Source organism: Halobacillus dabanensis (genome assembly GCF_900114165.1).
GTDB lineage: Bacteria > Bacillota > Bacilli > Bacillales > Halobacillaceae > Halobacillus > Halobacillus dabanensis.
This window is the reverse complement of the sequence record NZ_FOSB01000012.1, coordinates 75,073-101,567: the sequence shown is the minus strand read 5'-3', so window position 1 is coordinate 101,567 and position 26,495 is coordinate 75,073. Positions and strand designations below refer to the sequence as shown.

Below are 26,495 nucleotides of genomic sequence, written 5' to 3'. Positions count from 1 at the left end.
CAAATTAAATATCTCTGAAGATCCATTGTTTTCTCCTTATTGAAAATCGAAGGTATGGTCAAGCCGCTGAGAGTAAATCGTTCTTTTTACAGTGATGGTGAGGTTTTCTGAGTTTCTGAAAGGTCGGAGTGGGAAGTTAATATTTCCTTGTTGGTCATGCCCCCAAATTACTGCTTCTGCTGTTTTTCCATTATCACTAACAACTTCTCCATATTTTTTTTGTTCTTCTGGAGTAGTGTTTAGTCTATGCACTTGAGCCCCGACCAATTTTTTATTTTGTTGCTCTTCGTGCGGCTCATACCTAAGTTCAATGTCCATCTGTTGGCGATTATGGATATTCACTCGCTTAAGAATGATATCTGTATCATAAGCTTCGCCAACTTTTTTATCAAAGGTCTTAGAAACTCTACGCTCATCTTCAAACTGAGTCATGTCGATATCAAAGGAATAGGGAGTCTCATCCTTGAGGTGAATGGATTCTAATTCCATACTTACATCACCTGGGAGCTCCGAAGCTGGATGAAACCATGATTCATAAATATTTCCTTCTTGTGTCGGGCTAAGGAAAAGAGAGATTGGATGACGGGCACCTTCCTCTGATTTAATTACGGCCTGAATGGATTGCCCAATCTCTTCGTCTTCTGCTTCCACTCTCATTTTGACATGGCTGGAAGCGACACCGATATTCACTTCGAGCGGTTCAATGGTTACATTTCCGTCTTCGTACACCTCATCAGTTGTGAAAGTATCGAGGACGTGTCCTTCAAGGTCATGTTTGTAACGTATAGGAATGCCTTCTGTCTCTATAGTTTCAAGGTCTATACGCAATCGGAAGGAAGTTGAAAATTCTTCGTCATAGTTTCCGATATCTTCACGAGTGTAATTGTATCCCCACTCCTCTGTTATTGGAGGAACTTGGATAAGACTGTAGACACGATTTTCGAAAACGACAGTCTCATGGGGGTTCAACTCTCTGGAATGACTTTCAAATGATTGCTCATTCGTTTCTGTTGACTCCTTTATATGTACAGCCTCAAGAGCAGGGGGGCGGGAAAGATACGGACTCCCTTCCCCGTCGGGATCTTCTTCTGTTAAAGCGGAAAGGTCGATACTATACAAAATATGAATCATATGTCCACTATGCCAGACTTCATTTACTTGCATCCGACCGTCTTTGTCTGGAATGGGGAAAGACTCTTTTGGGTAGGTGGTCAGCCCTTCCTCCCTGGCCAGTTTTAAACCTTGGATCCGCTCTTCGTAGAACTGGTTCACTTCCTCATAGCTCTTGACTTCATTCCACTGAAGTGGAAAATCTTCGAGATCTACTGGTTTCGCTTTTCGCATCGGTTTGGAATCTGTGCTGAGTACCAATTTATCTTCCCCGCTGTCGGTGAAAAGATAAGCTCCCACTACAAAGATAATTAGAGAAGCGGCAATCAAAATCCACTTGCTCTTATTGGTGCCTTTGTTCATATAAAAATAACCCTTTCTGTTAAACATCTGTTAAAATTTGTCGGTAATTACTTTTATAATAACAGAATTTTCGGTAATTAAGGGAGTAAGGCATAAAAAAAGTGACCTCACATCGGAGATCACCCACTAATCTTCATCATCAGAATAATGGTGGTATAGGGCCTCACTTTCAGAGTGGGGTTCGCTATCTTCTGTCTGATGGGAGAATGCTTGGTTGTAGCTCATTTTACGATTGAAAACTTCGGCTATCTCATTTGTCTGCTCTACCTTCCCACGCCTTAACTTTCGATTTTCCAAAATAATTCCTCCTTTTTAGGTAGTTTTCCTCGAGTATAAAGAATTAAACTTTAGTTGTAATTTTCCGATATTTAGGATGGGTAGATTATATTATATAGAGTAGGTGAACGGAATGGCTCAGACAATGGAACATCCTTGGGATACTCTCAACAAGCTTTCCATCCCTATATGGTTCTTTGATATAGAAAAAGAGAATATCTATGTGAGTGAAAGTTTACGAAAAGAATTGGGAATTGCTTCGATCGTCCTGAATCGTCAAGAATTGAATGGACTCCTACATAAAGAAGATATACTCTATATAAATCATAGGGAAATGATAAAGGGAAAGGAAGAACGGCCTTTTTATATTAGCTACCGATTGCTGAAGCATGGTCACTATAAATGGAGGAAAGATATTGTTACACCTTTTTACGACGGGGATCGCCGTTTAATCGGTTATACAGGAGTAGATGCTCCGGATATTGCTCACAAGGAAGAGCTGGATCGAATTAAAAAATCAGTGATCGAGTTAGGTGAAGCCTTTCTTTCTTATAACGGGCAGGGTTTTTTCGATTTTCTTGTCGAATACTTAGCGACAGTTCTGGAGGTCGACTCGGTTTTGGTCGGGGAATTGACAGGAGCTGAAAAAGATGAAGTCACTGCCATCTCTATGTATCATAAAGGTGAAATTACATCTGGTGTTCATTATCAACTAAAAGGGACTCCGTGTGAAAAAGTAACAAACATTCATGACTGTTGTTACTCCAGTGAGGTGCGGGCACTTTTTCCTGAGGATCCTTTACTGCAAGAATATGGAGTGGAGAGTTACCTTGGGAAATCATTGCTGAACCCGGATGGCGATGTTATCGGTATCCTCGCGATAATGGATAGTGGGACTCAAACGAGTGGACCACTCGGTAAGGCTTTGTTCCAAATTTTTGCAGATCGAACAGCGAATGAATTGTCAAGAATGCAGGCAGAAAAGCAATTACAGCTACTGTCGCTATATGATCCATTGACAGGTTTGTTGACGAGGAGTTATCTCTCAGACAGAATCGAAGAAGAAATATCCTCAGCACCAAATCAGGAGAAAAATTTAGCGCTCCTTTTGCTGGATATTGATAACTTTAAATTGATCAACGATTCTTGGGGACATTCGAAAGGAAACGAACTGCTTAAACAATTCGCCCGTTATCTAAGACAGACATTTGCTCCGTACGATACTATCATTTCAAGAATCAGCAGTGATGAATTTGTTGTGCTAATTAAACATATCGGAAGTATGGAGGATATTCGTGAACTGAGTGACCATGTCATCCTTTCTATGCGCCGCCCATTTTTGATCGGTGAAAAAGAGTTTTATAGCACGGTAAGCATAGGCGCTGTATTTAAACCCTTGAATCTTCCAGAGGGTTTAGGTGGAGAGGATTTATTACGGAATGTAAATGCAGCGATGCATAAAGCAAAAAGAGATGGAAAGAATAGGTATGCGATTTATGAGGAACGGATGAGTGAACAGATGCGAGAAGAGCTCCATTTGAAACAATCTCTACATCACGCCTTAGATAACCGCGAGTTTGTCCTTCACTATCAGCCGCAAGTCTCCGCACGGACCTCACAAGTGTTCGGCTATGAATCGCTGATAAGATGGAATCATCCGGACTTTGGGGTGCTTTCCCCCAATCATTTTATTAGTCTAGCGGAGGAAACGGGAATGATTATAGAAATTGGCGAATGGGTGTTACAAGAGGCGTGTCATCAAACAAGGAAGTGGCAGGTGGAAGCAAGTCAGCCTGATTTGAAGGTGGCTGTAAACCTGTCTGCACAACAATTTGTGGATTCGATGCTGCCGGAGAAAGTTTTCCGGGCTTTAGAAGATTCCGGCCTCTCTCCAGAAAGTCTGATTATAGAAATTACCGAAACAATGGTCCTTCAGGATTTTGATCGAAGTATTGAAACAATGGAACGTCTGCGTAACAGGGGGATAAAAGTTCACTTAGATGACTTTGGGGTGGGTTTTTCTTCGCTCAGTTACTTAAATCGGTTACCTATCGACGCCATTAAAATTGACCGTTCTTTTGTCAGGCAAATCGGAGAGGAAAAACATGACGTCGCTATCGTCAATGCCATTATCAGTATGGCAAAAAGCCTCGGCTTACAAGTGATTGCGGAAGGTGTAGAAAAGAAGGAACACATCTCTTATTTGAAAAGAAAGGGGTGCTATGAATATCAAGGGTATTACTTCAGCAAGCCAGTCCCTGCACATCTTGTGACCCTCTAGTCAATAAAGGGAGTGGAGATGGATATAATAAAACCCCTGGAAAGAATAGAAAAACTTTTTGGAAAGACAAAGATAAGCTTAAAATGCAGAATATCGCCTCTCGCACTTCACCCATAGAGACAAAGGAATTTTAATAGAAACATTATTTGCTGGAACTTCTTCTGTGGAAGAGGTTCCAGATTTTAATTTATGTGTTCTTGATTGTTTTGGAAAAAGAAGGGCTTTTGACTATTAAATACACAAAGAAAGGAAGATGGAAAATGGCAGAAATGTTGACTGTTTTCAACGAAGAAGAAAAGCCGATCGGGATAAAAGAAAGAGAGGACGTACACCGTGAAGGGGATTGGCATGAGACGTTTCATTGTTGGATGTTTTTGAGAAATGAATGTGATATACACCTTCTCTTTCAACAGCGAGCGTGGGATAAAAAAGATTTCCCTGGACTCTATGATATTACTGCAGCCGGCCATATCGAAGCAGAGGAAAATTTGATGGATGCCGGTCTTCGTGAAATTGAAGAAGAGTTAGGGTTGAAGCTGAAGGCGGAGGATCTATTATCTATAGGAAGGTATAGAGAACAACTGTCGCATGGAAAATGGGACGACCGTGAGATTTGCCGACTTTATTTTTTCCCTTGTACTTCCCTCCCTACTTTCAGTGTAGGAGAAGAAGTGCAGGATGTCGTTCGTGTCTCGTTGAAGGAGGTCGCGTCGATGCTAAAGGGTGAAAATACGTCGGTTACAGCTATTTCTGTTTTAAATGGAAAAGATCAAACATTGACCAAGGAATCGTTCGTACCTCATGAGTATGGGTATATGCAATATATCTTACATTCCGTTCACAGCTATATCACAAAACTTTGACAAAATTCACGCATCTTCTATATAATTTTTGATTAAGTGAAAAGAGAGGAGACGAACTATGACGAAACCATCATTCGAAACAAAAATCGTTCATCATAAAGCAGATCAGCGGCAGGTCCCAAATAGTAAAAGTACACCGATTTATCAGACGTCCGCTTTTACATTCAAAGACCTTGATCATTTGGAAAGCTATTATGAAGGAGAGAGCCCTTACTTATATACGCGTGAACGGAACCCTAATACAGATGAGCTTGCCGGAACGGTTGCGGAGCTTGAGGAAGCGCCTGCAGGTGTGGCTACATCTTCAGGAATGTCCGCCATCCTCGCAGGGATACTCGCTGTCGTTGAGCCTGGGGATCATATCGTCGCTGCCGAAGATGTTTATGGAGGATCCCATAAATTAATCACTAAAGAATTTCCGAACTTTGGAATCGGCGTGACAATGGTTTCCTTTGCCGATGTGGAAGAAGTGGAGAAGGCGGTCACGGATAAAACGAAACTGCTCTATACGGAATCGATTTCGAATCCGTTCCTGCGTGTAGAAAATTTAGAAAAAATTGTGGGTCTTGCTCGTGTAAAAGGATTGAAAACGATGGTCGACAATACGTTTGCCACGCCTTATCTGTTACAACCCTATTTGAGCGGCATTGATCTTGTCGTACACAGTGGTACAAAGTATATCGGTGGTCATAGTGATGCCACATGTGGGGTGCTTGTAGGTGACGAAGCCTTGATTCAAGCAGCTAAACAAAAGATGGTCACTTTGGGAGCGAACTTAAGCCCTTTCGAAGCCTGGCTCACCCAACGTGGGGCCAAAACGTTAGGTCTTCGGATGAAGCAACAATCATACAATGCGCAAAAGGTAGCGGAGGCGCTCCGTGAAAACGATGCAGTTGATACCGTTTACTATCCAGCGTATGTCTCTGAACGAGGCCACGGCGCAATCGTAACCATTGAGCTTTCTGATGCCGTCGATATTGATACATTTTTCCGAACATTGGGCTGGATTAAAATCGCCCCTACCCTTGCCGGCGTAGAAACGACAGTGTCTTACCCTGTTCGAACATCTCATCGTGCACTCTCAGAAGCGGAGCGCGAGAAGATTGGTATCAATGATTATGTCATCCGGTTATCGATTGGAATTGAAGATCATGAGGATATTATCCAGCAGTTGACCTCGACTATTGCTGACTCAATAGAATAAAAATTCTAAAATCGTTGACTTTTCTGATTACTATCCTTTATAATTCTCAACATAATCCATTTAAATGAATATGTCTCTTATCAAGAGCGGCTGAGGGAATAGGCCCTGTGAAGCCCGGCAACCTTCAAACAACGGTTTGAAAAGGTGCCAAGTCCTACAGATTCTGGTGATCTGGCAGATAAGGGGAGGAACCGATATGATCAACCCTCTTCTTATTTAGAAGAGGGTTTTTTGATTGTCTGAGAATTGAAGAAAGTCTCTGGAATAAGAATACCAGGAAAACCCAAGTACCTATTCTCACCAGACTTTAAATCAATTCCTGCTGTAACAGTATCGTTATGGCGGGGCTTTACATAAGCTTTTATTTTTCGGTTAAACATCTGGTTCCAAAAGCTATATGTAACTTAAAAACTGAGTATATATCCGAATGAAAGCATTTAAGGAGGAAGTTAGGATGACAAAATCATTTGAGAGTTATGACATTGAAACGGTTTCTTTACATGGTGGGCAGTCGCCGGATCCGACGACAGGATCTCGTGCCGTACCCATTTATCAAACGACTTCTTACGTTTTCCACGATACAGAGCATGCGCAAGGATTGTTTGGGCTTGATGAACCTGGAAATATATATTCGCGAATTGGAAACCCGACCGTAGATGTATTTGAAAAAAGGATGGCACTGTTGGAAGGCGGGGTGGCTTCCGTTGCCACCGCATCTGGGATGTCAGCAATCGCATTGTCTATTCTCAATATCGCAGGTTCTGGAGATGAAGTAGTAGCTGCTTCTAATTTGTATGGAGGGACGTATAACTTATTCGCCAACACTTTGCCGCGGTATGGTATTAAAGTTAAATTTGTCGACCCTGAAGACCCTGAGAACTTCCGGAAAGCGATTAACGATAAGACAAAAGCTTTTTTTGCTGAAACAATAGGTAATCCGAGCTTACATGTGTTGGATATTGAGAAAGTAGCCGAAGTTGCACATGACAATGAGGTTCCGCTCATCATCGATAATACATTTGCTACCCCTTATACTTGTCGCCCGATTGAATACGGAGCTGATATCGTTGTTCATTCCGCAACAAAATGGATCGGTGGTCATGGTACAACCATCGGTGGGGTCGTTGTTGATGGCGGGCGCTTCGACTGGGGTAATGGAAAATATCCGGTCTTCACGGAGCCTGATAATAGTTACAACGGAATCGTCTACACAGCAGACTTCGGGACACTTGCCTACATTACAAAATTGCGGGTTCAGTTACTGAGAGATTTCGGTTCCTGTTTGAGCCCACAGAACGCATTTCTACTTCTGCAAGGACTAGAAACACTGCATTTACGTGTGGCTCGCCATGGTGACAATGCTCAGGAAGTTGCTGAATACTTAGAAGGGCACCCTGATGTAGAATGGGTCTCTTACCCTGGTTTGAAAACTCACCCAGCACACGAACTTGCGAACCGTTATCTAGAGGGTGGATATGGGTCGATTGTCAACTTTGGAATAAAAGGTGGTCGTGAGGCAGGACGTCAGGTAATCAATAACATATCCCTCTGGTCTCATGTTGCTAACGTCGGCGATGCAAAATCCCTGATCATTCACCCAGCTTCTACCACTCACCAGCAGCTTTCTGTAGAAGATTTGGCTGCAAGCGGGGTGACAGAAGAACTCATCCGTTTATCGATTGGTCTAGAATCGAGCAAAGACCTAATCAATGACCTTGATCGTGCGATAGCCAAAGCAACAGGTCGTGATAGTAAGGATACTGCAATTACAGAAAATGATGAAGGTGTCATTAAATGGGCATTGAGCTCTTCGAAAACACAAGAAGATGGGGAAACCCGACCGAAACGACTTGCGGTGGTGGGATTAAGTGGCAAACCATCGAGACCAAGCCATCGTCTGGCTAGGAAAATGCAGCGACTTGGCTATCAAATTGTACCGGTAAACCCAAGAGAAACGGAAGTATTGGGAGAGACGGCTTACCCAGACTTGAAGTCAATTCCGTTCAAAGTGGATGTGGTTCAAGTGTTCCGCAGCCCGGAAGCTGCCATTGAGATTGCTAAGGAAGCAGCGGAAGTTAGACCAGATGTGTTCTGGTTGCAAGAAGGGGTCATTGCACCGAAAGCCGCTCAAATTGCAAGCGAAGCCGGGTTGGAAGTCGTTCATAATCGCTGTACGTATAAAGAGGCACAACGACTGCGTGGTACGATCGACACTTATGCGTGTGAAATATAAAAGCTAAATGGAGGGGGTACGAACATGGGAATGAAAAGGACCTCCATCACTTTAGGTTCCCCGTCGGCTGGTCGCGCCGACAGGGAACCTAATTTAGTAAGTAGACGATGAGCCAGGCCGAAACCTAGAAAACGGGAGGCCGTCCATCTTGCAGAATTGAAAGAGGAAGTATTGCGAGAATTGGATTTTACGAAGGCCTAAGGAGGAAAGTCACAATGACAGCATCAATCATCCCACCTCAAACATCAGGACACCAGATAGAGAAAGAGTGGAAAGAAGGGGATCCTTTCGATTGGGAGCAAGTGCATGATCGATTTACATGGAAGGAAAGCGGCAGAGTCAATATGGCTCATGAATGTATTGACAGGCATGTGCTGGAGGGAAAAGGTGACCATATTGCGCTCCATTATTTTGCCGATGAAGAAGAAGTGATCTACACTTTCTCTGAATTGCAAGCAGAAATCAATCGTTGGGGAAACGTATTAAAAAATCACGGAGTACATAAAGGTGATTTTGTGTTCGTTTTTTTACCGAAACATCCTTATTGTCATATCGCTATGTTTGCTGCTATTAAGATAGGGGCGGTCGTCGGACCGCTATTTGAAGCATTTATGGAAGAGGCTGTGAAAGATCGAATCAACGATTGTGAAGGAAGATTTCTTATCACAGATGACACATTCTTGGACCGGGTCAAAAGGGAGGAAATCCCAAGTCTTGAAAAAGTATTTACCACAAATGAAAAACATGGTGTCAATATATCTATTACGACGGAAGCGAAAAAAAACAGCGATCAATTGGCCACCGAATGGGTGGATCTCGAAGACGGACTGAACATCCATTATACAAGTGGGTCCACAGGGAAACCGAAAGGGATTATTCATGCGCATCGAAATATGATTCAACAATACCAGACAGGCCGTTGGGTCCTGGACCTTCATGAAGATGATGTATATTGGTGTACAGCCCATCCTGGGTGGGTGACCGGGACAGTTTACGGAGTTTTTGCTCCATTGCTGAATGGGGTAACAACAGTCATACATGGAGGCCGATTTTCTGCGGAAGCTTGGTATGAAGTGTTGGAAAAGGCGCGAGTCACCGTCTGGTACAGCGCACCAACTGCATTCCGGATGTTGAAAGCCCAACCGGACCATTTGCATCATAATTATGACTTATCCCGAATTCGGCACATATTAAGTGTCGGGGAACCACTTAACCCTGAAGTGATTCATTGGGCTTATGAAAATTGGAACTTAAGAATCCACGATACGTGGTGGATGACCGAAACGGGAGCTCAGCTTGTTGCGAACTTACCTACGCGAGCCATCAAGCCAGGCTCTATGGGACGCCCTATTCCGGGGATTGAAGTTGCTGTACTAGATGACCATGGACATCCACTTCCAGCTTTTGAAACTGGTCATCTGGCTATCAAAGCTACATGGCCTTCACTCATGAAAGAAGTGTGGAAGAATCCGGAAAAATTCGCTTCGTATTTCCCTTATGGAAAAGAATGGTATTTAGCTGGAGATTTGGCTTATGTAGATGAAGATGGGTATGTATTTTTTCAAGGTAGAAGTGACGATATGATCAATTCATCAGGGGAAAGAATCGGCCCGTTTGAAGTGGAGAGTAAGTTGCTTGAACATCCTGCTGTACGCGAATCAGGAGTCATCGGTAAACCAGATGAAATCCGTGGGGAAATTGTGAAAGCTTTTATTGTCCTGAATGATGGTTTTGAAAATGAAGCAAAGCTTTTGCAGGATATCCGGGCCTTTGTCAAAGCTAATCTTGCAGCCCACGCAGCTCCAAGAGAAATAGAAGTCATTAGTGAACTTCCGAAGACTCAAATCAGTGGAAAAGTGTTGCGCCGGAAATTAAAGGAGAAAGATAGTGTTTGTTCTTAATAGAAAACGACCGTTATAAAGCCGGTCGTTTTTTTATGCAACAGGATAAGATTATATACATACTTAGTAAAGAATTCACGAATATGTAATAAATTCTAAACATTCTCATAATCTAGAAATGACTATTAATCTAGCGGTTCAATGGCCATTGAAAGTTGTACAACAACGCTGCTTTAATAGTTGTATTAAGAAACTACCAGCAAATTCTATTCAACTTTCACTCATTTTATGATATGATTTATAAAGCACAATTCCCTCTGCGTTAGTTGCAAGCATCAAAAGAGTCCAGGTATACATCCAGCATAGGTGCTAGGTAAGGACCCCAATACTGTAAGGTTTTTTTATGCTTTTTCTGAATAGGTGTGCTACCATTTTGAAATTTTTCATTTTTTAAAACAAAATAACAAGTAAGCGTTATCATAATGTCTTCAGGAGGTTGCGTCATGAAACTAACAACTAAGATTTTTATAGGTTTGATTCTTGGTGCTGTTATAGGTTTGGCTCTGCATTTAGCTGCACCAGATCTGTTCAGTACTTTAGATGCTTATATATTCAGTCCTTTAGGAACTGTATTTTTAAATCTTATTAAAATGCTCGTCGTACCGATTGTATTCTTCTCTATCACACTAGGTACAGCTTCCCTTGGTGATCCTAAAAAATTAGGGCGCATCGGTGGAAAGACAATCGGGTTTTTCCTTGTCACAACAACTATCGCCATTTCTATTGCCATTTCTCTTGCTTATCTTTTCCAACCGGGTAATATCGACATCGACCCTGCCGGTGCAGAATATGAAGCTCAGGAAGCACCTGGTGTTGTCGAAACTTTTACAAGCATAATCCCGACAAACCCTATTCAGGCTATGGTTGAAGGAAATATGCTTCAAATCATCGCTTTTGCCATCTTTATCGGATTTGCTTTAGCTATGCTCGGTAAGAAAGCTGAAGGTATTTATAAGCTTGTTGAACAAGGTAATGAAATTATGATGTTCCTTGTTAACCTGATCATGCGGTTCGCTCCATATGGTGCGTTCGGTCTCCTTGCTTCTGCAATTGGAACAATGGGAATCGATGGCATGAAAGGGATGGTCATGTACATGGTTGTCGTCATCCTTGGATTGGTTATCCATGGAATCGTAACCTATGGATCCGCGGTTGCTTTCTTAGGGAAGATGAACCCAATTAAATTTGTTAAAGGTTTCTTCCCTGCGATGACAGTTGGATTCAGTACATCCAGCAGTAGTTCAACACTGCCGATTTCCATGAAAGCCGCCCAGGAAAACTTGAAAGTGCCGAAGCCGGTAAGTAGTTTTGTCCAGCCTTTAGGTGCAACCATTAACATGGACGGAACGGCGATCATGCAAGGTGTGGCGACGATTTTCATCGCTCAGGTATATGGTTCTGACCTTTCATTTGCTCAATTGGTTATGGTTGTTCTAACAGCCGTTCTTGCAAGTATTGGAACAGCTGGTGTGCCAGGTGTCGGATTGATCATGCTTGCTATGGTACTCAACCAGGTCTCCCTTCCAGTTGAAGGGATCGCCTTAATCATCGGTATTGACCGATTGCTTGATATGCTGCGGACATCCTTGAATATTACTGGTGATGCAGCATGTGCAGTCGTTGTAGCTGAATCGGAAAGAAAACATGGCATTGAAGAAGATGCCGAACGTATGCAAGCATAAAGTATAGTAAAAAGTGCATCCCTCTGGGGTGCACTTTTTTTGTTAAAGATTGTTTCAGGTTTGCCGAATATTTACGAAGACGGTGCTTTTACATGGGGGGAATACAAGGAAATGAATTTGTTAGGGTTTCTGCAGTTATAAGTAATGTAGTAAACCTTATGGATAAGAGGTCGTGGAGGTTATGTTTTTTAGAAAGGGTTTATTTGCAATAGAGAAGAACGAAGTAATGGAAGGATTGGATTGATGGTTAACGTGTAACGATAGCTTCTTATGGGTATAGTAGTAGATAGATAATTTGGAAGAGGTGATACGGTGTTTTATTCAGTAACTTTTCAAAAGATAATCTTTTTGACAGGAATCGGAATCATTATAGGTGCCATTGTCGGCTTTTCATCGGTGCTTGGTTTTGGGCTTGATGGCTCCGTGTTCGTGCTGTCGATGTTCTTAAGTATTCTTAGTGTATATGCGACAGCTATGTATGCAGAACTTTACCATATCAGAGAGGCGATTAACAAACAGAGGAAGGAACTCTAAGGAAAATTAAATAAAAAACTGAAAAGTAAAACAGCGCTATAAAGGATAGCGATAATTGCCATCGTCCAATAGGTCGCTCTTGTAAGCTTCTTGAATATGACGAAAAAAGTTGCGATGACCACTGAAATTATAAAGAGACTATAAAACATATCCATTGGTTTTCCCTCCGCATCCCATTTTATCTTTAATTCGGATAAAAGGTGTTGGTGATATTGTAAAGGATTACAAAAGATTCTGCGAGAATCCTGCAGGTCAAAGTTTCCGGCATTTAGTGTGGGAGACGCTTGAACGGTTTATCAGGAGGGGGCAAAGGGAAGGATGAAAGGTAGTGTAAAGCGTTCCTTGCTCTATGTCTGACCGTCGGTCGATCTAGTGTTGGTCACCCGTACTTCATGCCGGCTTCGCTCAGGGATTCCCTTTCCTATGGGAGAGAAATTACGAAAAATGACCCTCCCGTTAGAGAGATGTCGATTAGTATAGGAATGCATCGAAGGTGAAGCTATTCGTTATACACGAGGCTATTTTATATTTTCATTTTCTTGTAGGGATCTTGCACCCCTGATTGCTGCGTTCCTATGCGGAATACCCACCATCGTCGCATCGCTACATAGAATTTGACTGGAAGACGACGTTATGTTGGTGGAGAGCCATGGGAAAGGCAAAGTGTAGACAGTATCGGTTGATTCCTTTTGTTTATTAATTTGGAGGTGGACGGTTTGAAAAAGAAGACAGCGATTGTGGTAGGTGCCGGATTAGGAGGGTTGTCAGCGGCCATCAGACTAACAGCTGATGGTTACGATGTGAAGGTCATTGAGAAAAACAGCAATATCGGGGGTAAATTGAATAGGCGGGAAGGGAAAGGGTTCACCTTCGATACGGGACCCTCTATTTTGACGATGCCATGGGTACTTGAACAACTTTTTGAAAGTGTCCATCGGCGTCTGGAAGATTATATTACAGTTGAACGAGTGGAACCTCAATGGCGTACTTTTTTTGAAGATGGTACCCAAATTGATGTAACGAGCGATCTTCCGAACATGCTGAATGAAATGGCAAAGGTCACCGATCGCCCGAACCGGAAACTGACAGATTTCTTATCTTATAGTCAGGATATGTATGAACTTTGTAGAAAGAGTTTCTACAAGTATAGTATCGAAGATTTGAAAGACCTGAAAAAACACCATAAGTTGAGTGAGTTATTCCAAATGGATCCTCTCAATACAGTTGCTAAAGCGACACACAAACATTTTAATAATAAATATTTGGAACAGCTATTCAATTATTTCGTCATGTATGTAGGGTCCAACCCTTATGCTACCCCGGCAATTTTGAATCAGCTTGTCTATGTGCAACTCGGATTAGGTATTCATTATGTGAAAGGTGGTATGTACCAAATCGCGGAAGGTATGGGTCGTCTTATGGAGGAACTGAGAATAGAAGTGGAACTTAATACTCCTGTTAGACAATTTGTGGTGGAAGGCGATCGAGTTATCGGTGTAGAAACAGAAGATGGAACGATACACGAAGCGGATGTAGTGGTGTCGAACCTGGAAGCCATACCTGCTTATCGGAAACTTGCCCCTCAAACCTCTAAGGTGAAGAAGGAAAAGAAATCACTGGAAAAGAAATTCGAACCAACTGTTTCAGGGCTCGTTCTTTTATTGGGGACAGATCGTAAGTTCGATCAGTTGAAACACCATAATTTCCTATTCTCCGGAGACCCTGAAAAAGAGTTCAAACAGATTTTTGAAGAAGGAAAGCCGGCGGATGACCCTACTATTTATATTGGTATCTCTGCTCGTTCTGATGAAACACAAGCTCCGGAAGGGAAGGACAACTTGTTTGTATTGACCCATGTTCCTCCTCTTGAGAATAAAAAGCGTAAACCGAATGACTGGGATGCTTATCGGGAAACAGTTTTAGACAAACTCGAGCGAATGGGAATGAAAGGGCTTCGTGATTCTATCGAGTTTGAATACCGTTTCACTCCGGAAGACCTGGAGACCCTATATGGGCCTAATGGCGGATCCATCTATGGAATCGCTGCTGATCGGAAATCGAATGGCGGGTTTAAAATACCATCGAAGAGCCAAGTGTATAATGGCCTTTATTTTGTCGGTGGTTCAACACATCCCGGGGGTGGCGTCCCGATGGTAACACTTTCTGGTCAACTAACAGCGGATTTGATCAGGGAAAAGGAAAATTCACCAGTTCATCAATGAGAGGGTGCTCAGAGCAGGTAGCTCTGAGCATTCATTTTTTTTTACATAGGGATGGAAGAGTTGTGTTATTGGTCATTATTAACTGTTTATCGATAGGCTCCTAGGGGTATTGTTGTAAAATGCTATTTCGAAGTTGATGGACTTAAGGAGTTTTCGTATTGAGTGATTGGATGATCTTCGCATTATTTTTTATATCAGGAATTTGTACTTTTTTTGTAGCCTCGAGGCTTGCGGTTTTCGGGGATGCAGTCAAAGAGAAAACACGGGCATCATCTGCATTTATGGGAGCGGTCATTGGTATCGCGATTTCGTTACCAGAATTGACGTCGAGTGTGACGGCGATTATTATAGACAGCCCTGACCTGGCTGTCGGAAACCTAATTGGAAGTAACCTGTTCAACATTATGGGGCTTGCAATCTTTGATGTCGTATATCGAAGGTATCAAATTCTCACCCATGCGACAGTTGAAAGTAAATTATATGGATGGCTTGTTATATTGATGACCCTTATTGTGATAGCAGGATTGACTTTTACTTTGCCGACTCACGTTTTTCATGTCAGTTATACATCGATTGCGATTGTCCTGCTTTATTTTATCGGATCGAAAGTTATCAATGATCGAACGGAATACCAGGGAAGGAAAGTCAAGAGGCAGAATGAAAGGTATCAACATTATTCTTATAAGCAAGTATTAGCGCGCTTTATCCTCTATGCTTTTCTTATTATGGTCATAGGTAGTGTTTTGACAGTGACGGCAGAGCGAATTTCTGTCATTACAGGAATAGGGGCATCTTTCATAGGTGCCTTTTTAGTTGCAATCAGTACCTCCTTACCGGATGCAGTCAGCGTAGGGACAGCCCTTAAATTGAGAAACTTCAATTTAGGGATCAGCTCTTTGTTAGGAAGTAATGCTTTTAATTTGATGATTCTAGCCATCACGGATTTTATTTATTTCAGAGGTAACTTATTGCAAGAATCTTCGCCTGCTAATATGTTGACCGGGATAACTTCTATAATTTTCATTCTACTCGTCATCTATAGTATTACTCGTAGAAAAGTTAAAGCATGGAACTACCTGATTCCCTCACTATTGATAATAATCAGTTATTTCGTAACCACTTATTTAGCGTTTCAAATGAAATAATAAGCAGCCTGTTGGCTGTTTTTTATCGTCATGCACACGTTTCAAATGCAATCCATTATCCATCAGTCGGTTCATTTTATATTTTTGCCAAGTATAGAAAGGATAAGGTTCAAAAGTGTTGTTGGCGCGTTACAGTGGAAGACTTATTATTAGATTCTGTTCTTGAGAGTTTACGTACATGGAATAAGTTTTGGGAAAAGGAGGATGAGACATGGAATGGCCTGAAGAACTAGTAAGAGAAGCAAAAAAGAGGATTGTTCCCTATGATGTGGAAGGTTTTGTACTCGGTAAAGGAGATGACCGGGCGCAAGTGATGATAGTCGGTGAAGCTCCAGGAGAGAATGAAGCCCTCAAAGAAGAACCGTTTATTGGGAGGGCTGGGGACGAACTGGATAAACAGCTCGCGTATGTTGGCCTTTCCAGGGAAAGTGTTTATATTACGAGCGTTGTAAGAAGCAGGCCGTATAAATGGGTGAAAACGAATAAAAAAGGAACAGGTGGAACACGAAAAGCTAACCGGAAACCGAATCAGAAGGAGATTTTTGCTCATGCAGCGCTGTTGGATTATCAAATCAAGAAGATGGATCCGGATGTGATTATTGCCCTTGGAGGCGTGGCCTATGAACGACTGACCGGGGATACAGGGAGAATTAGTGAAGTGATTGGAAAGCCGATCGATACACCGATCCGAAAGCAGGAGGGGGAGGGTTATGTTTTAACAGAGAAGGAATTTACTGTTATTCCACTTTACCACCCTGCAGCTGTATTCTATAATCCGAAGATCAAAGAAGATATCTATAAATCTCTTGATCAACTAAGGGAGTATTTTAAACAAGGTAATGTTAACTCCTGAGATTATAAAAATTTTTTCTAGGTGCTGTTGGGTTCTGGGAAAGAGAGAGGCTTCCTCTAACTATAACTTTCTTCGTATCCTGGAAGTTGATTCTGCGGAAAACATAATCAAAAACGATATATGTTTATAGGGTAGAGAGCCACTTGAAGAGGTGGCTCGATTAATATTGGTTATATAAAGAGGGTCAACTATCTTCCTGGGGCATAGCGGGGCTTTTTTCGAAGACAAAATAACCTTGCCTGCTGACAGAAGTTGAGCCAATTCCGTTGCTGCGCCAACTTTGAACAGCAATTCTATCCTTTGTTTCCTCCCCTTTAATCTTGTAGATTTTCGTTTCGGGTAGGAAGCGGGCTACACTTTCCAATGACTCATTTGAGGGCTGATGTTCCACGGTACCGATGACTTCTCCAAGTTCTTCGGTAGTGACGCGCTTCCCTGTTTGAATGAAATGTTTTTTTTCGTGAATAACATAGGTTTCACGAACCATCATGGAGGTGTTTGTATGGTGGGTGCTCGTCTGTTTAGCTGAAGAGGTACCAGGTTGTACTGTTGCAGTCTTCAGTTCAGGAGCGGGTATTCTTTCCGTCATCAAACCTGCCGTTTCGGTATTTGGTTCCGTTTGGGAGAAGTGCAATCCGGAGAATAGCAGAATGGCTGCGATGGGTAGCGGACTGCTCTTTTTAATCCAAATGGCTTTCTTTTTTGGCTTTCTTCTCAACGACTGTAATATAGACTTGTGCATGTGTCGTTGATCAAAAGGGACTTCATCATATTTCACGTCTTTATTCACTTTCTTTAACTTGCGATCAATCAAATCACTCACTCTGGGAACTCCCTTCCGATGTCAACCGTTCTTGTAGAAGTTGGCGGGCGCGTCGAAGCCTTGTTTTAGCAGTATTGGGGCTTATAATCAGTACATTTGCCAAGTCTTTGATGTCGAACTCTTCAAAGTAATATAAAATGATTATTTCTCTATATTTGTGTTCAAGCTTTAGGACGTGGGCAACCAATGCCTCATCTTCGTCTCTTTGCATGATCAACTCTTCCGGTGTTTCTCTAGTAGAAGGGATCGATCGGAATATTTCCGTTCCCTTTTTAATAACCCTTTTCATATAGGAACTTTTCAAATGGTCTTTGCAGGCGTTAATCGTGATTTTGTACAACCATGTCTTGACGGTTGATTCGTTTTTGAATGTAGAGTATTTCTGGTAGGCTTTAATAAATGTTTCCTGTGTAATATCTTCCGCGATGGCATAATCTTTTACATATGAATAGGCAAGCCATTTGAGATCGTGCCCGTACTCATGAATCCATTGCTCCAGACGGTCTTCATCGATTCTCTCGGGTACATTTGTATATTTTGTGCGCTGTTTGCGTATCAATTTTCCCCACCTCATTTGATTAGACGATGCTTCTCGGTATTTGGTTTTATTTATCTTAATCTCACATTCTAGATGACATCATCTTTTTCCTTGTAAGAATCAGTGTCCAGATGAATTTCCCCATAATCAGTATGTCCGGGGGTTGATCTTACCTTCTAAGGGCACGACAAATGGCTTCCTATTGAATACTTATAACTATAATGCAAACGTTGGTTTTCTCAATCAAATGTACGGATAGAAATCCACTTCCGTATCGCACAAGGGCATCTTTATGTGAGGAGCTGATGAAATATATCTGTTTCTTCTTCTGTTTGTATAGAGGGGTTTATGAAAGGCTTCTTACCTCCTTAGCTGAAAAAATGGAGGAAGCGAATAAGAATGAACAGGTAAAATATGTTTCACGTGGAACTTGCCGAATAATAGGCTTTTTTGTAGGAGTTTTTTTATTAAGGATGCAAAAGGATATCCCTTCAGTTCTCGAGGATTTATGCTATAATAAAAAGTGAAATGGCGACAGCTGCAACTGCCGCCTCGATACCGTTCGTATAACTGTTAGATCTTCACATAAAGTGAGGGTCTATTTTTTATTGTTCATTTTTATGATGAGCGCAAGGAGTGTAATGATGAACGTTCCAAACGCTAACATGATCATGAGAGATTCATATGTGCTCATCGATAGCCTCACACCCTTTCTATCACTAGCTTTTTATATAATAGAGAACGGTATCTACCTACAAGGATACCATAATTTGCGATAAATAAGAACGTATGTTCGCAAAATAGACAGAAGGAACTAATAAAGGCAGGCTCATCAAAGGTCGTGAGCCTGCCTTTTTATGATTGACCTTGGAGTTTGTAGGGAGGACCAAGGTGAATCTATAGAGATCATTATTACGGGTTTGTAAAGTGTTACACCTCTTGGACTCTTTTTCCTTCCGTTGATTTTTCCTTGTCCGTACCATTGGAGTTCAAGCCATCGAGTCTGTGAAGTAAACCAACACCGAAGTCTCCGTCCACTTTTGGATTGATGTTTTCGTTGAAGATACCGCGACTCGTCTCGTAAGCTTGAGATCCGTGTTCGGAAAAGTCGAGGCCAGAGATTTCTTCCTGGCGAGAAACTCTGATACCCACTGTGCTTTTAATGATGAAAACAACGACGGCTGTGGTGAGAACCGTCCATGTAATTACAGAAAGGACACCGATTGTTTGGATACCAAGTAAACCAGCGCCGCCACCGTAGAAGAGTCCGCCCTCAACCGCGAACAAGCCGACGGCAACTGTACCCCAAATTCCACAAATTCCATGAACGGCAATGGCACCGACAGGATCGTCGATTCTGGCAACTTGGTCGAGGAACTGCACAGCTTCAACAAGGATAATGCCAGCAATCAAACCAATAGCGATTGCTCCAAGCAGGGAAACATTGGCAGTGCCAGCGGTGATTCCGACAAGACCAGCTAAAGCTCCGTTCAAAGTAAGGGATGCATCGATGCGTTTGAATTTTGCATAGGAATAAAAAGCGGATCCGATAATACCTGCGGATGCAGAAAGTAAGGTTGTTGCGATTACAGATGGAACGAGAGATGGGTCTGCGGCTAATGAACTCCCCCCGTTAAATCCAAACCATCCGAACCAAAGAATAAATACACCAAGGGCGCCTAATGGGATGTTATGGCCTGGAATGACATTGACTTTTTTTCCGCTATATTTACCGAGGCGTGGCCCGAGGAACAGAACGGTTATGATGGCACCAAGAGCCCCGGTCAAGTGAACAACTGTAGAACCTGCAAAGTCGACAAAGCCAAGTTCAGCTAACCAGCCTCCACCCCAAACCCAGTGACCGACAACGGGATAAATAAAACCGGTCATTGCAATAGTCAGAAGAAGGTAAGAGCCTAACTTAATCCGTTCAGCAACCGCACCCGAAATGATGGTCGCACAAGTTGCTGCGAAGACTGCCTGGAAAACAAAGAAACCGATTTGATCTTCTTGACCACTAAGTAAAAATCCATCAATTCCGATAATTCCTCCACCAGAAATACCGAACATGATTCCGTAACCAACGATGAAATAGAGGACAGCGGCAATTGACATCGTCATAAAGTTTTTCATTAATATATTCAGGGCATTTTTGGAGCGGGTGAAACCAGCTTCAACCATTGCGAATCCTGCATGCATGAAGAATACTAAGAATGCGGCAATCATAACCCAAGCCATGTCGACTGACTGTAGGACAGATTCAGCAGTTACCGCCGTTTCTGCACTTGCGATCATAGGAAAACCGAGTAAAGCGAATAGGAACAGAGGGATGATTTTTTTCATAAATGAATTCTTCCTTTCGGGATAATAGATTATATTAATGCTTGCTTTCCAGTTTCTCCTGTACGAATACGAAACACTTCATCAATCGTAGAAACAAAGATTTTCCCGTCCCCGACTTCTTCCGTAGCGCAGGTCTCCATGATGATATCAATGATGGGTCCGAGTTCATGATTTTCGACTACCATTTCGACTTTCACTTTCGGATAGAGCTTGATTTCGAATCGGCTGCCTCGGAAAATTCCTTCCTGCCCTTTTTGTTGCCCGCATCCGGCTACCTCAGATACTGTCAAGCCTTTTACGCCAAGGTCGTCAAGTTTCTGTCTTAAATCTTGAAACGCTTCAGGACGTATGATTGCCTCCACTTTTTTTCATAGATTTAAAATCCTCCTTTTAATTAATGTTAGGTTTCCTAACACATTGAGTAAGTAATTAAATATAACTATAAAGGAAAGATTCTGAAAAATCAACACATTTTCATTTTATATGTTAGAAAAGTTAACATGTTAAATTCTTTTTTATATACTGTGGTTTTTGTGGTTCATGGAAAAAAGCAGAGAGGGATGGCTTTATTAAACGAGATAAATAAAAACCTGACCTGGTCATCCAAAATATGGATGACCAGGTCAGGTAAATATTTCCATTATACTTCGTTTTATAAGTCGTCGAAGCCGTTGGTTTCAGATACTTTTGTGTATTGACGCGATTTTTGTTCAAAGAAATCAGACTTTCCTTCATCGACTTCCTGATAAGCACGAATCCATTTGAGTGGATTCTTCTGATAGGAAGGGAATGGTTTCTCGCACCCCAGAAGACTGCATCGTTTATTTGCAATGTAACGAATATAATCCTTCAAGTCTTCTAGGGGGATCCCCGGAAACTGATTCCCGATTAAATGTTGAGCCCATTCGATTTCTAGTTGGGCCGCTTTATGGAAGGTTTCTGTTGCAAATGTACGATAGTAGTCTTTATCGAGTTCAGGGTTCTCATTTAAAGTTTCATTGAAAATACGGGAAAATAAGCTTACATGGATTTGTTCATCACGGTTAATGTAATTAATCATTGTACTTGTTGATACCATTTTTTGATTACGTGCCAAGTTATAAAAGAATGCAAAGCCAGCATAAAAGAACAATCCTTCAAGAACAACGTCATAAACGATCGACTTTAAAAATGTGTCTGCAGAAGGAGAGTCAATGAACTCCTGGTACCCATCAGTAATGAACTGATTTCTTTCTTGGAGTACTTGATCGTGCTTCCAATATTCAAATATGTCTTCCTGCTCTTGCTGGTCGACAAGAGATGAAAGTACATAAGAGTATGATTGATTATGGACGACTTCCTGAAAAGCCAGTACTTGCATCAAGGCAGATAAACTGGAATCTGTTAGATAGTCGGCGATTTTACCCGAGTAATCCGTTTGGATGGAATCAAGGAAAGCGAGCAGACCGATGATTTTTTTGAATGCGACTTGCTCTTGATCTGTTAATTCCTTCCACTGTTTCAAGTCATTGCTCATGTTTATTTCATTAGGGATCCAGAAGTTTGCAAGCATCGTTTTGTACATAGGGTATGCCCAGGGATATCGAGTGTCATCCCAGTTCAATATGTTAGAACTTCTTCCATTAATCATACCAGTGGACGCATTTGGGGCTTCATAGTCGACGAGTTTCCTTTTGTGTATGGTTTCCATAAAAAATTCCTCCTTATTAGGATGAACAGCTTTCGCAATCATCAAATTCTCCCTGGCTGGAAGTTGAACGTGTGTAATACGTGGTTTTAAGACCGAGTTTCCAGGCGTCGAGATGCAAGGAGAGTAATTCTTTGGCCTGGATTGTATTGCGAACATATAAATTGAAAGATATGGATTGGTCGATATATTTCTGTCGGATACTATTCTGTTTAATGCTCGCATGCTGATCAACATCATAAGCGGAAGGGTAGTAGCCATAAGTTTCGTGTGTCAGATCAGGAGCAGTAACAGGGATTTTATAGTCTTTTTTTTCTTCTGAGTAAAACTTTTTAAACACCGGATCGATGCTCGCAGTACTGCCAGCAATTAGTGAAGTGCTCGAATTAGGAGCAACAGCCATGAGGTAGCCGTTTCTCATACCATTTCTGGAAACCTTGTCTTTTAATGCTTGCCAGTTCCAAGAGCCGTCTTGGTCAAACGTCCGTTTAACAAAATACTCCCCTGTCTGCCAGTCCGATCCTTCAAATAACGGATAACTTCCTTTTTCTTTTGCCAGTTCACTGCTAGCTTCTATGGCTAGGTAGGAAACGGCCTCGTACACTTCATGCGTATAATCAAGTGCCTTCTCAGACTCCCAGTCGATCTTTTTCTGGGCTAATAAATGCGCCCATCCGAATGTTCCAAGTCCGACTCCACGATAGGATTGATTCGTCAATTGGGCTTGTAAAACAGGGATCGTGTTACATTCGATGACATTATCCAACATTCTTATTTGAATAGGAATCAATCGTTTCAGTATGCCATCGGGTATAGCACGGCCGAGATTGATGCTGGACAAATTACAAACGACAAATTCTCCTGGTGTTTGAACTGTAATAATTTTACCGTCTTCTACGAATTGTTCATCCTGTACAGTAGGTTTCTGGTTTTGTGTAATTTCTGTACAAAGGTTACTACAATAGACCATCCCTTTGTGGTTGTTCGGGTTCATCCGGTTCACCTCGTCACGGTAAAACATATAGGGTGTTCCAGTTTCAAGTTGGCTGACCATTATTCGTTTCATGACTTCGATGGCCGGTGCTTTCTCTTTAGACAAATAGGGATGAGCTACACATTGGGCGTACTTTTCGCGGAAGGACCCTTCTCCTTTTTGTTCATCAAAATAATCCTCTAATGAAAAGCCCATGACCTCCCGGACTTCATGCGGGTCAAACAAGTACCAGTCTTCTCGTTTTTCAACAGCTTCCATAAAGACATCAGGAATCGAAACTCCGGTGAAAAGATCATGGGTGCGCTGCCGTTCATCCCCATTATTCAAGCGACTATCAAGAAAAGGAAAGATATCCTTATGCCAAACATCCAAATAAACAGCGACAGCCCCTTGACGTTGGCCAAGCTGGTCCACGCTTACAGCTGTATTGTTAAGCTGTTTCATCCAAGGTAAAACTCCCGAGGATACCCCTTTGAAACCTCGAATGTCACTTCCGCGGCTTCTGATTTTCCCTAAATAGACGCCGATGCCGCCACCATGCTTGCTCAAGTTGGCAATGTCTGTATTACTGTCATAAATGGATTGTAAAGAGTCGTCAATAGTATCAATGAAGCACGAGCTGAGTTGACCATAGCGTTTCCCGGCATTGGCAAGCGTCGGGGTTGCGACAGTCATATATAAATGGCTTAATGCCCAGTAGGCTTCTTTGACAAGGTGTATGCGTTTCGCCTTATCTTCTTGTGCCATCAATACCATAGCGATAATCATGAACCGTTCCTGAGGTAATTCAAAAGTTTTCTTATCTTTACTTCTTGCTAAATATCTGTCACTCATTGTTTTCAGACCGATATAAGTGAAGAAATAATCTCGTTCCGGTACTACAGCTTTCCCGATTTCCGTAATTTCTTCTTCGGTATAGTATGTAAGAAGATTCTTGGTGTAAATTTGTTCATCGATCAAAAGATGGATCAAATCCGCGAAGTTTTCATAGGGACCTTCGGTGTTCCGGTTCATGGTTGATTCTTGATACATTTGTTGAAGGTGGATACGACTAGCCACATAGGTCCAATCCGGTTCTGTTTCATCAATTTCTGCTAAGCATTCAAGAATCAAGTCATTTTCAATAGTGTCATGTTTACGTGTTTTATCTATTAAACGATCCAAGTCTAAATGAGGAAAGTCACTTTTCCACTGTTCTAAAATCATTTTCCAGTTTGTTTTTTCCTTTAATAACTCCATTTCGACACTCCTTTTCCTTATAAAAAGCACAAAAAAACCGCCCATCAAGGATGAGCGGATGAAACGGTGGAACGAAAAGAAAACACGACAAGATACCTCTTTTCATTCCATCGTTTCATCTTCTCAATCCCCGAAGAAGTTGAAACTGTGACGAACGAAGACAGGTCTCCTGGCTGGCACTCGGTCTTACTCTGGTCCTTCCCGTGCAAAAACACAGTGGAATGTCCATTTCGCGAGTGGCGACAGTTGCGGGGGCAGCTCCGGATTTTAACCGGATTCCCTTTTAAGCCTAGTGGCATCTTTTGTTCGTTAATACTATATATAGTTATTTTAAATCATTGATTTAGCTTATATTGTGTTTCTATCATAACTGACAAGGTGTGATCATGCAACTTTTTTTTCTTGGGGACGACCAGATTAGAGCTTTTATCCCCTTTTTAATCCGCTATAATGGAGGGAGGTACATTAAAATAGTAAAGGGGGACGATCGGATGGATCAATCATTCAATTGGCACAAAGAAGCGGAAATGCAATGGAATGATAGAGCAGAAATGTGGAGTTCAAAAAGTCGGGAGATGTGGGATGAAGGAAGCAGATGTACCATTATTCCTTTTTTGAAAAAGCATATTGAAACTGGTGCTATAGCAGACCTTGGTTGTGGAGATGGGTATGGAGCATATCGATTATTTCAAGAAGGATTTAAAGTCACAGGGCTTGATTTGTCCTCCGACATGGTCGATCGTGCCACCTCTCGTATTAATGAAGAAGGGATTTCCTTTGTGCAAGGAGATTTGACAGCTCTCCCTTTTGAAGAGGGAACTTTTGATGCAGCAATGGCCATAAACTCCCTGGAATGGACGGAAGTTCCTTATAAAGGACTTGAAGAAATGAAACGAATTCTTAAGCCAGGAGGGCGTTTATGTATTGGATTACTTGGCCCGACCGCGATGCCTAGAATCAACAGTTATCGGAGGCTTTATGGAGAAAAAGTAATCTGTAATACAATGATGCCGTGGGAATTGAAAAAAATGGCAGAGGAGACAGGTTGGACGTATGTGAATGGGCAAGGAGTATACAAACGAGGGGTCATGGAAACTCATTTGTCTTCGCTTGACGAGGAGTTGCAACAGGCATTAACATTCATGTGGATTTTCATTTTCGAGAAAAATAAATAAACCAAAAAGCACCTTAGTTACGGAAGGTGCTTTTCAATTGGAAAAAAATGTATGACCTGGTCATACATTTTTTTCTTTCCGCTTTCTGTTTTTCATTCTTCCCCCCAAAGGAATTCTTTTAAAAGGAGGTCGACTTCTTCTAACTCGTGAAGGCCAGAATGTGTAGCCAGTGGGTTATAGAGACGTTTTTCCTTATATTGACCAAACGGAACAATTTCCTCTAACCCACTTACGCTTGAGGCATGGACGAGTCCATCCCAGTGTTCGGATTCGGGATCATCCCTATTGATTACGCCAGCTATCCCGAAGACATCAATATCATTTGGAAATTGATCTTTTTTAGCGACCATCTGATCGAGTGCTTCAGAACCTGGATGTAAGTCTGTGGTTGCTGCACCATAATTGGAGGCAAAATAGCCTTCTTTTTTAATACCTTTGAAGGGGCTTGCAATGACAGAAAGCCTCTCCACTCGTGGTACCGAATAGTGATGTTCATTCAGTAAATAGTTCACCGAAGCAAGCCCGCCCATGGAGTGACCGACAAGGTTTACTTGCTGTATGCCATAGTCGGCTTTCAAACGGCGCATAATGTCAGAAAGCCAAAGGGTCTGATTGTTAATGCTGGCCCGATTGTTTTCAAAAAGTACTTGCACAAAAGGGTTAAAGGATCCAGTGAAATTACCACGTATGGTCACATCCCCTCTTGCTGATACATATATTTTCACATGTTTTTCTCCCCACTGGAGACTCTGCATTCGATCAATCATCGTGTCAAAGCTTCTTGGCCCCCCCTTGAACCCGTGCACAAATAAAGTGGGAGTAAGGTCTTCACGGTCGATGGGTTCAGAACTTCCTAGTCTTGAATTAAATAGGAAGAAAATTAATACGATCAAAAGGGACCCTACTAAAATTGGCGTCCATTTTCTTGTTAGCATAAGGTGTTCCTCCTGAAAAAATTGATCTGTTTATTAGTGTAAAGGACATATGGTGTTACTTTTTGATATCTTTATGAAGAAATAATGACAATGT

At 41.9% G+C, this 26,495-nt stretch carries 21 protein-coding genes and 2 riboswitches; of the genes, 11 read left to right on the top strand and 10 right to left on the bottom strand.

The window, feature by feature from the left end:
• Positions 1-36 precede the first annotated feature (36 nt).
• Both BMZ58_RS17635 and BMZ58_RS21255 read right to left on the bottom strand, forming a co-directional pair.
• Positions 37-1,500 carry a hypothetical protein gene (locus BMZ58_RS17635; protein ID WP_167360113.1) on the bottom strand — a complete coding sequence of 488 codons (1,464 nt, stop codon included), beginning with the start codon at positions 1,498-1,500 and terminating at the stop codon, positions 37-39.
• Positions 1,501-1,599: 99 nt separating this feature from the next.
• Positions 1,600-1,770: a hypothetical protein gene (locus BMZ58_RS21255; protein ID WP_167360112.1), complete on the bottom strand. Its 171-nt coding sequence runs from the start codon at positions 1,768-1,770 to the stop codon at positions 1,600-1,602.
• 112 nt (positions 1,771-1,882) lie between these two features.
• Here BMZ58_RS21255 and BMZ58_RS17630 point away from each other — a divergent pair, with 112 nt between their 5' ends.
• From BMZ58_RS17630 to BMZ58_RS17585, 10 genes are all read left to right on the top strand, one after another.
• The gene (locus tag BMZ58_RS17630) at positions 1,883-4,030 is read left to right on the top strand and encodes a bifunctional diguanylate cyclase/phosphodiesterase (RefSeq protein WP_075037861.1); all 2,148 of its coding nucleotides are present in this window, start codon (positions 1,883-1,885) and stop codon (positions 4,028-4,030) included.
• Positions 4,031-4,290: 260 nt separating this feature from the next.
• Complete coding sequence (locus BMZ58_RS17625; RefSeq protein WP_075037886.1) at positions 4,291-4,893, top strand: NUDIX hydrolase; 603 nt, start codon at positions 4,291-4,293, stop codon at positions 4,891-4,893.
• A 58-nt stretch (positions 4,894-4,951) separates the two neighbouring features.
• Positions 4,952-6,097 (top strand): trans-sulfuration enzyme family protein, encoded by a 1,146-nt coding sequence (locus BMZ58_RS17620; RefSeq protein ID WP_075037860.1) that lies wholly within the window; start codon positions 4,952-4,954, stop codon positions 6,095-6,097.
• Between the two features lie 74 nt (positions 6,098-6,171).
• Positions 6,172-6,282: riboswitch (SAM riboswitch) on the top strand.
• Positions 6,283-6,551: 269 nt separating this feature from the next.
• Positions 6,552-8,330, top strand: coding sequence for a PLP-dependent aspartate aminotransferase family protein (locus BMZ58_RS17615; protein WP_075037859.1), 1,779 nt, complete (start codon positions 6,552-6,554; stop codon positions 8,328-8,330).
• Between the two features lie 215 nt (positions 8,331-8,545).
• Positions 8,546-10,231, top strand: a complete 1,686-nt coding sequence (acsA, locus tag BMZ58_RS17610) for an acetate--CoA ligase (protein WP_075037858.1) — start codon at positions 8,546-8,548, stop codon at positions 10,229-10,231.
• 443 nt (positions 10,232-10,674) lie between these two features.
• Positions 10,675-11,913 (top strand): dicarboxylate/amino acid:cation symporter, encoded by a 1,239-nt coding sequence (locus BMZ58_RS17605; protein WP_075037857.1) that lies wholly within the window; start codon positions 10,675-10,677, stop codon positions 11,911-11,913.
• A gap of 312 nt (positions 11,914-12,225) precedes the next feature.
• On the top strand, positions 12,226-12,447 hold the full coding sequence (locus BMZ58_RS17600; RefSeq protein ID WP_075037856.1) for a hypothetical protein: 222 nt from the start codon (positions 12,226-12,228) through the stop codon (positions 12,445-12,447).
• A gap of 716 nt (positions 12,448-13,163) precedes the next feature.
• Complete coding sequence (locus BMZ58_RS17595) at positions 13,164-14,669, top strand: phytoene desaturase family protein (RefSeq protein WP_075037855.1); 1,506 nt, start codon at positions 13,164-13,166, stop codon at positions 14,667-14,669.
• A gap of 158 nt (positions 14,670-14,827) precedes the next feature.
• Positions 14,828-15,814 carry a sodium:calcium antiporter gene (locus BMZ58_RS17590; protein WP_075037854.1) on the top strand — a complete coding sequence of 329 codons (987 nt, stop codon included), beginning with the start codon at positions 14,828-14,830 and terminating at the stop codon, positions 15,812-15,814.
• 211 nt (positions 15,815-16,025) lie between these two features.
• Positions 16,026-16,667 (top strand): uracil-DNA glycosylase, encoded by a 642-nt coding sequence (locus BMZ58_RS17585; protein WP_075037853.1) that lies wholly within the window; start codon positions 16,026-16,028, stop codon positions 16,665-16,667.
• Positions 16,668-16,851: 184 nt separating this feature from the next.
• On the opposite strand, the gene BMZ58_RS17580 is transcribed toward BMZ58_RS17585, so the two are convergent.
• The 7 genes from BMZ58_RS17580 to BMZ58_RS17545 form a co-directional block, all read right to left on the bottom strand.
• A complete protein-coding gene (locus tag BMZ58_RS17580; RefSeq protein WP_075037852.1) occupies positions 16,852-17,490 on the bottom strand; it encodes a hypothetical protein in 639 nt (212 codons plus the stop codon).
• Positions 17,483-18,049 carry a sigma-70 family RNA polymerase sigma factor gene (locus BMZ58_RS17575; protein WP_167360111.1) on the bottom strand — a complete coding sequence of 189 codons (567 nt, stop codon included), beginning with the start codon at positions 18,047-18,049 and terminating at the stop codon, positions 17,483-17,485. Before BMZ58_RS17575 ends, BMZ58_RS17580 begins: the two co-directional genes overlap by 8 nt.
• Before the next feature lie 577 nt (positions 18,050-18,626).
• Positions 18,627-18,722 carry a putative holin-like toxin gene (locus tag BMZ58_RS17565; RefSeq protein ID WP_075037849.1) on the bottom strand — a complete coding sequence of 32 codons (96 nt, stop codon included), beginning with the start codon at positions 18,720-18,722 and terminating at the stop codon, positions 18,627-18,629.
• Between the two features lie 236 nt (positions 18,723-18,958).
• Positions 18,959-20,371, bottom strand: coding sequence for an ammonium transporter (locus BMZ58_RS17560; protein WP_075037848.1), 1,413 nt, complete (start codon positions 20,369-20,371; stop codon positions 18,959-18,961).
• 29 nt (positions 20,372-20,400) lie between these two features.
• Positions 20,401-20,733 carry a P-II family nitrogen regulator gene (locus BMZ58_RS17555; protein ID WP_075037847.1) on the bottom strand — a complete coding sequence of 111 codons (333 nt, stop codon included), beginning with the start codon at positions 20,731-20,733 and terminating at the stop codon, positions 20,401-20,403.
• Positions 20,734-21,023: 290 nt separating this feature from the next.
• Positions 21,024-22,061 (bottom strand): ribonucleotide-diphosphate reductase subunit beta, encoded by a 1,038-nt coding sequence (locus BMZ58_RS17550; protein ID WP_075037885.1) that lies wholly within the window; start codon positions 22,059-22,061, stop codon positions 21,024-21,026.
• A gap of 16 nt (positions 22,062-22,077) precedes the next feature.
• Positions 22,078-24,291, bottom strand: a complete 2,214-nt coding sequence (locus tag BMZ58_RS17545) for a ribonucleoside-diphosphate reductase subunit alpha (protein WP_083412870.1) — start codon at positions 24,289-24,291, stop codon at positions 22,078-22,080.
• Between the two features lie 143 nt (positions 24,292-24,434).
• Positions 24,435-24,609, bottom strand: a riboswitch (cobalamin riboswitch).
• Positions 24,610-24,782: 173 nt separating this feature from the next.
• On the opposite strand from BMZ58_RS17545, the gene BMZ58_RS17540 reads away from it, so the two are divergent.
• Entirely contained in the window at positions 24,783-25,466 is a 684-nt protein-coding gene (locus BMZ58_RS17540) for a class I SAM-dependent methyltransferase (protein WP_075037846.1), read from the top strand.
• A 92-nt stretch (positions 25,467-25,558) separates the two neighbouring features.
• Here the strand turns inward: BMZ58_RS17540 and BMZ58_RS17535 are convergent, their stop codons facing one another.
• Positions 25,559-26,401, bottom strand: coding sequence for an alpha/beta fold hydrolase (locus BMZ58_RS17535; RefSeq protein WP_075037845.1), 843 nt, complete (start codon positions 26,399-26,401; stop codon positions 25,559-25,561).
• Between the last annotated feature and the right edge of the window lie 94 nt (positions 26,402-26,495).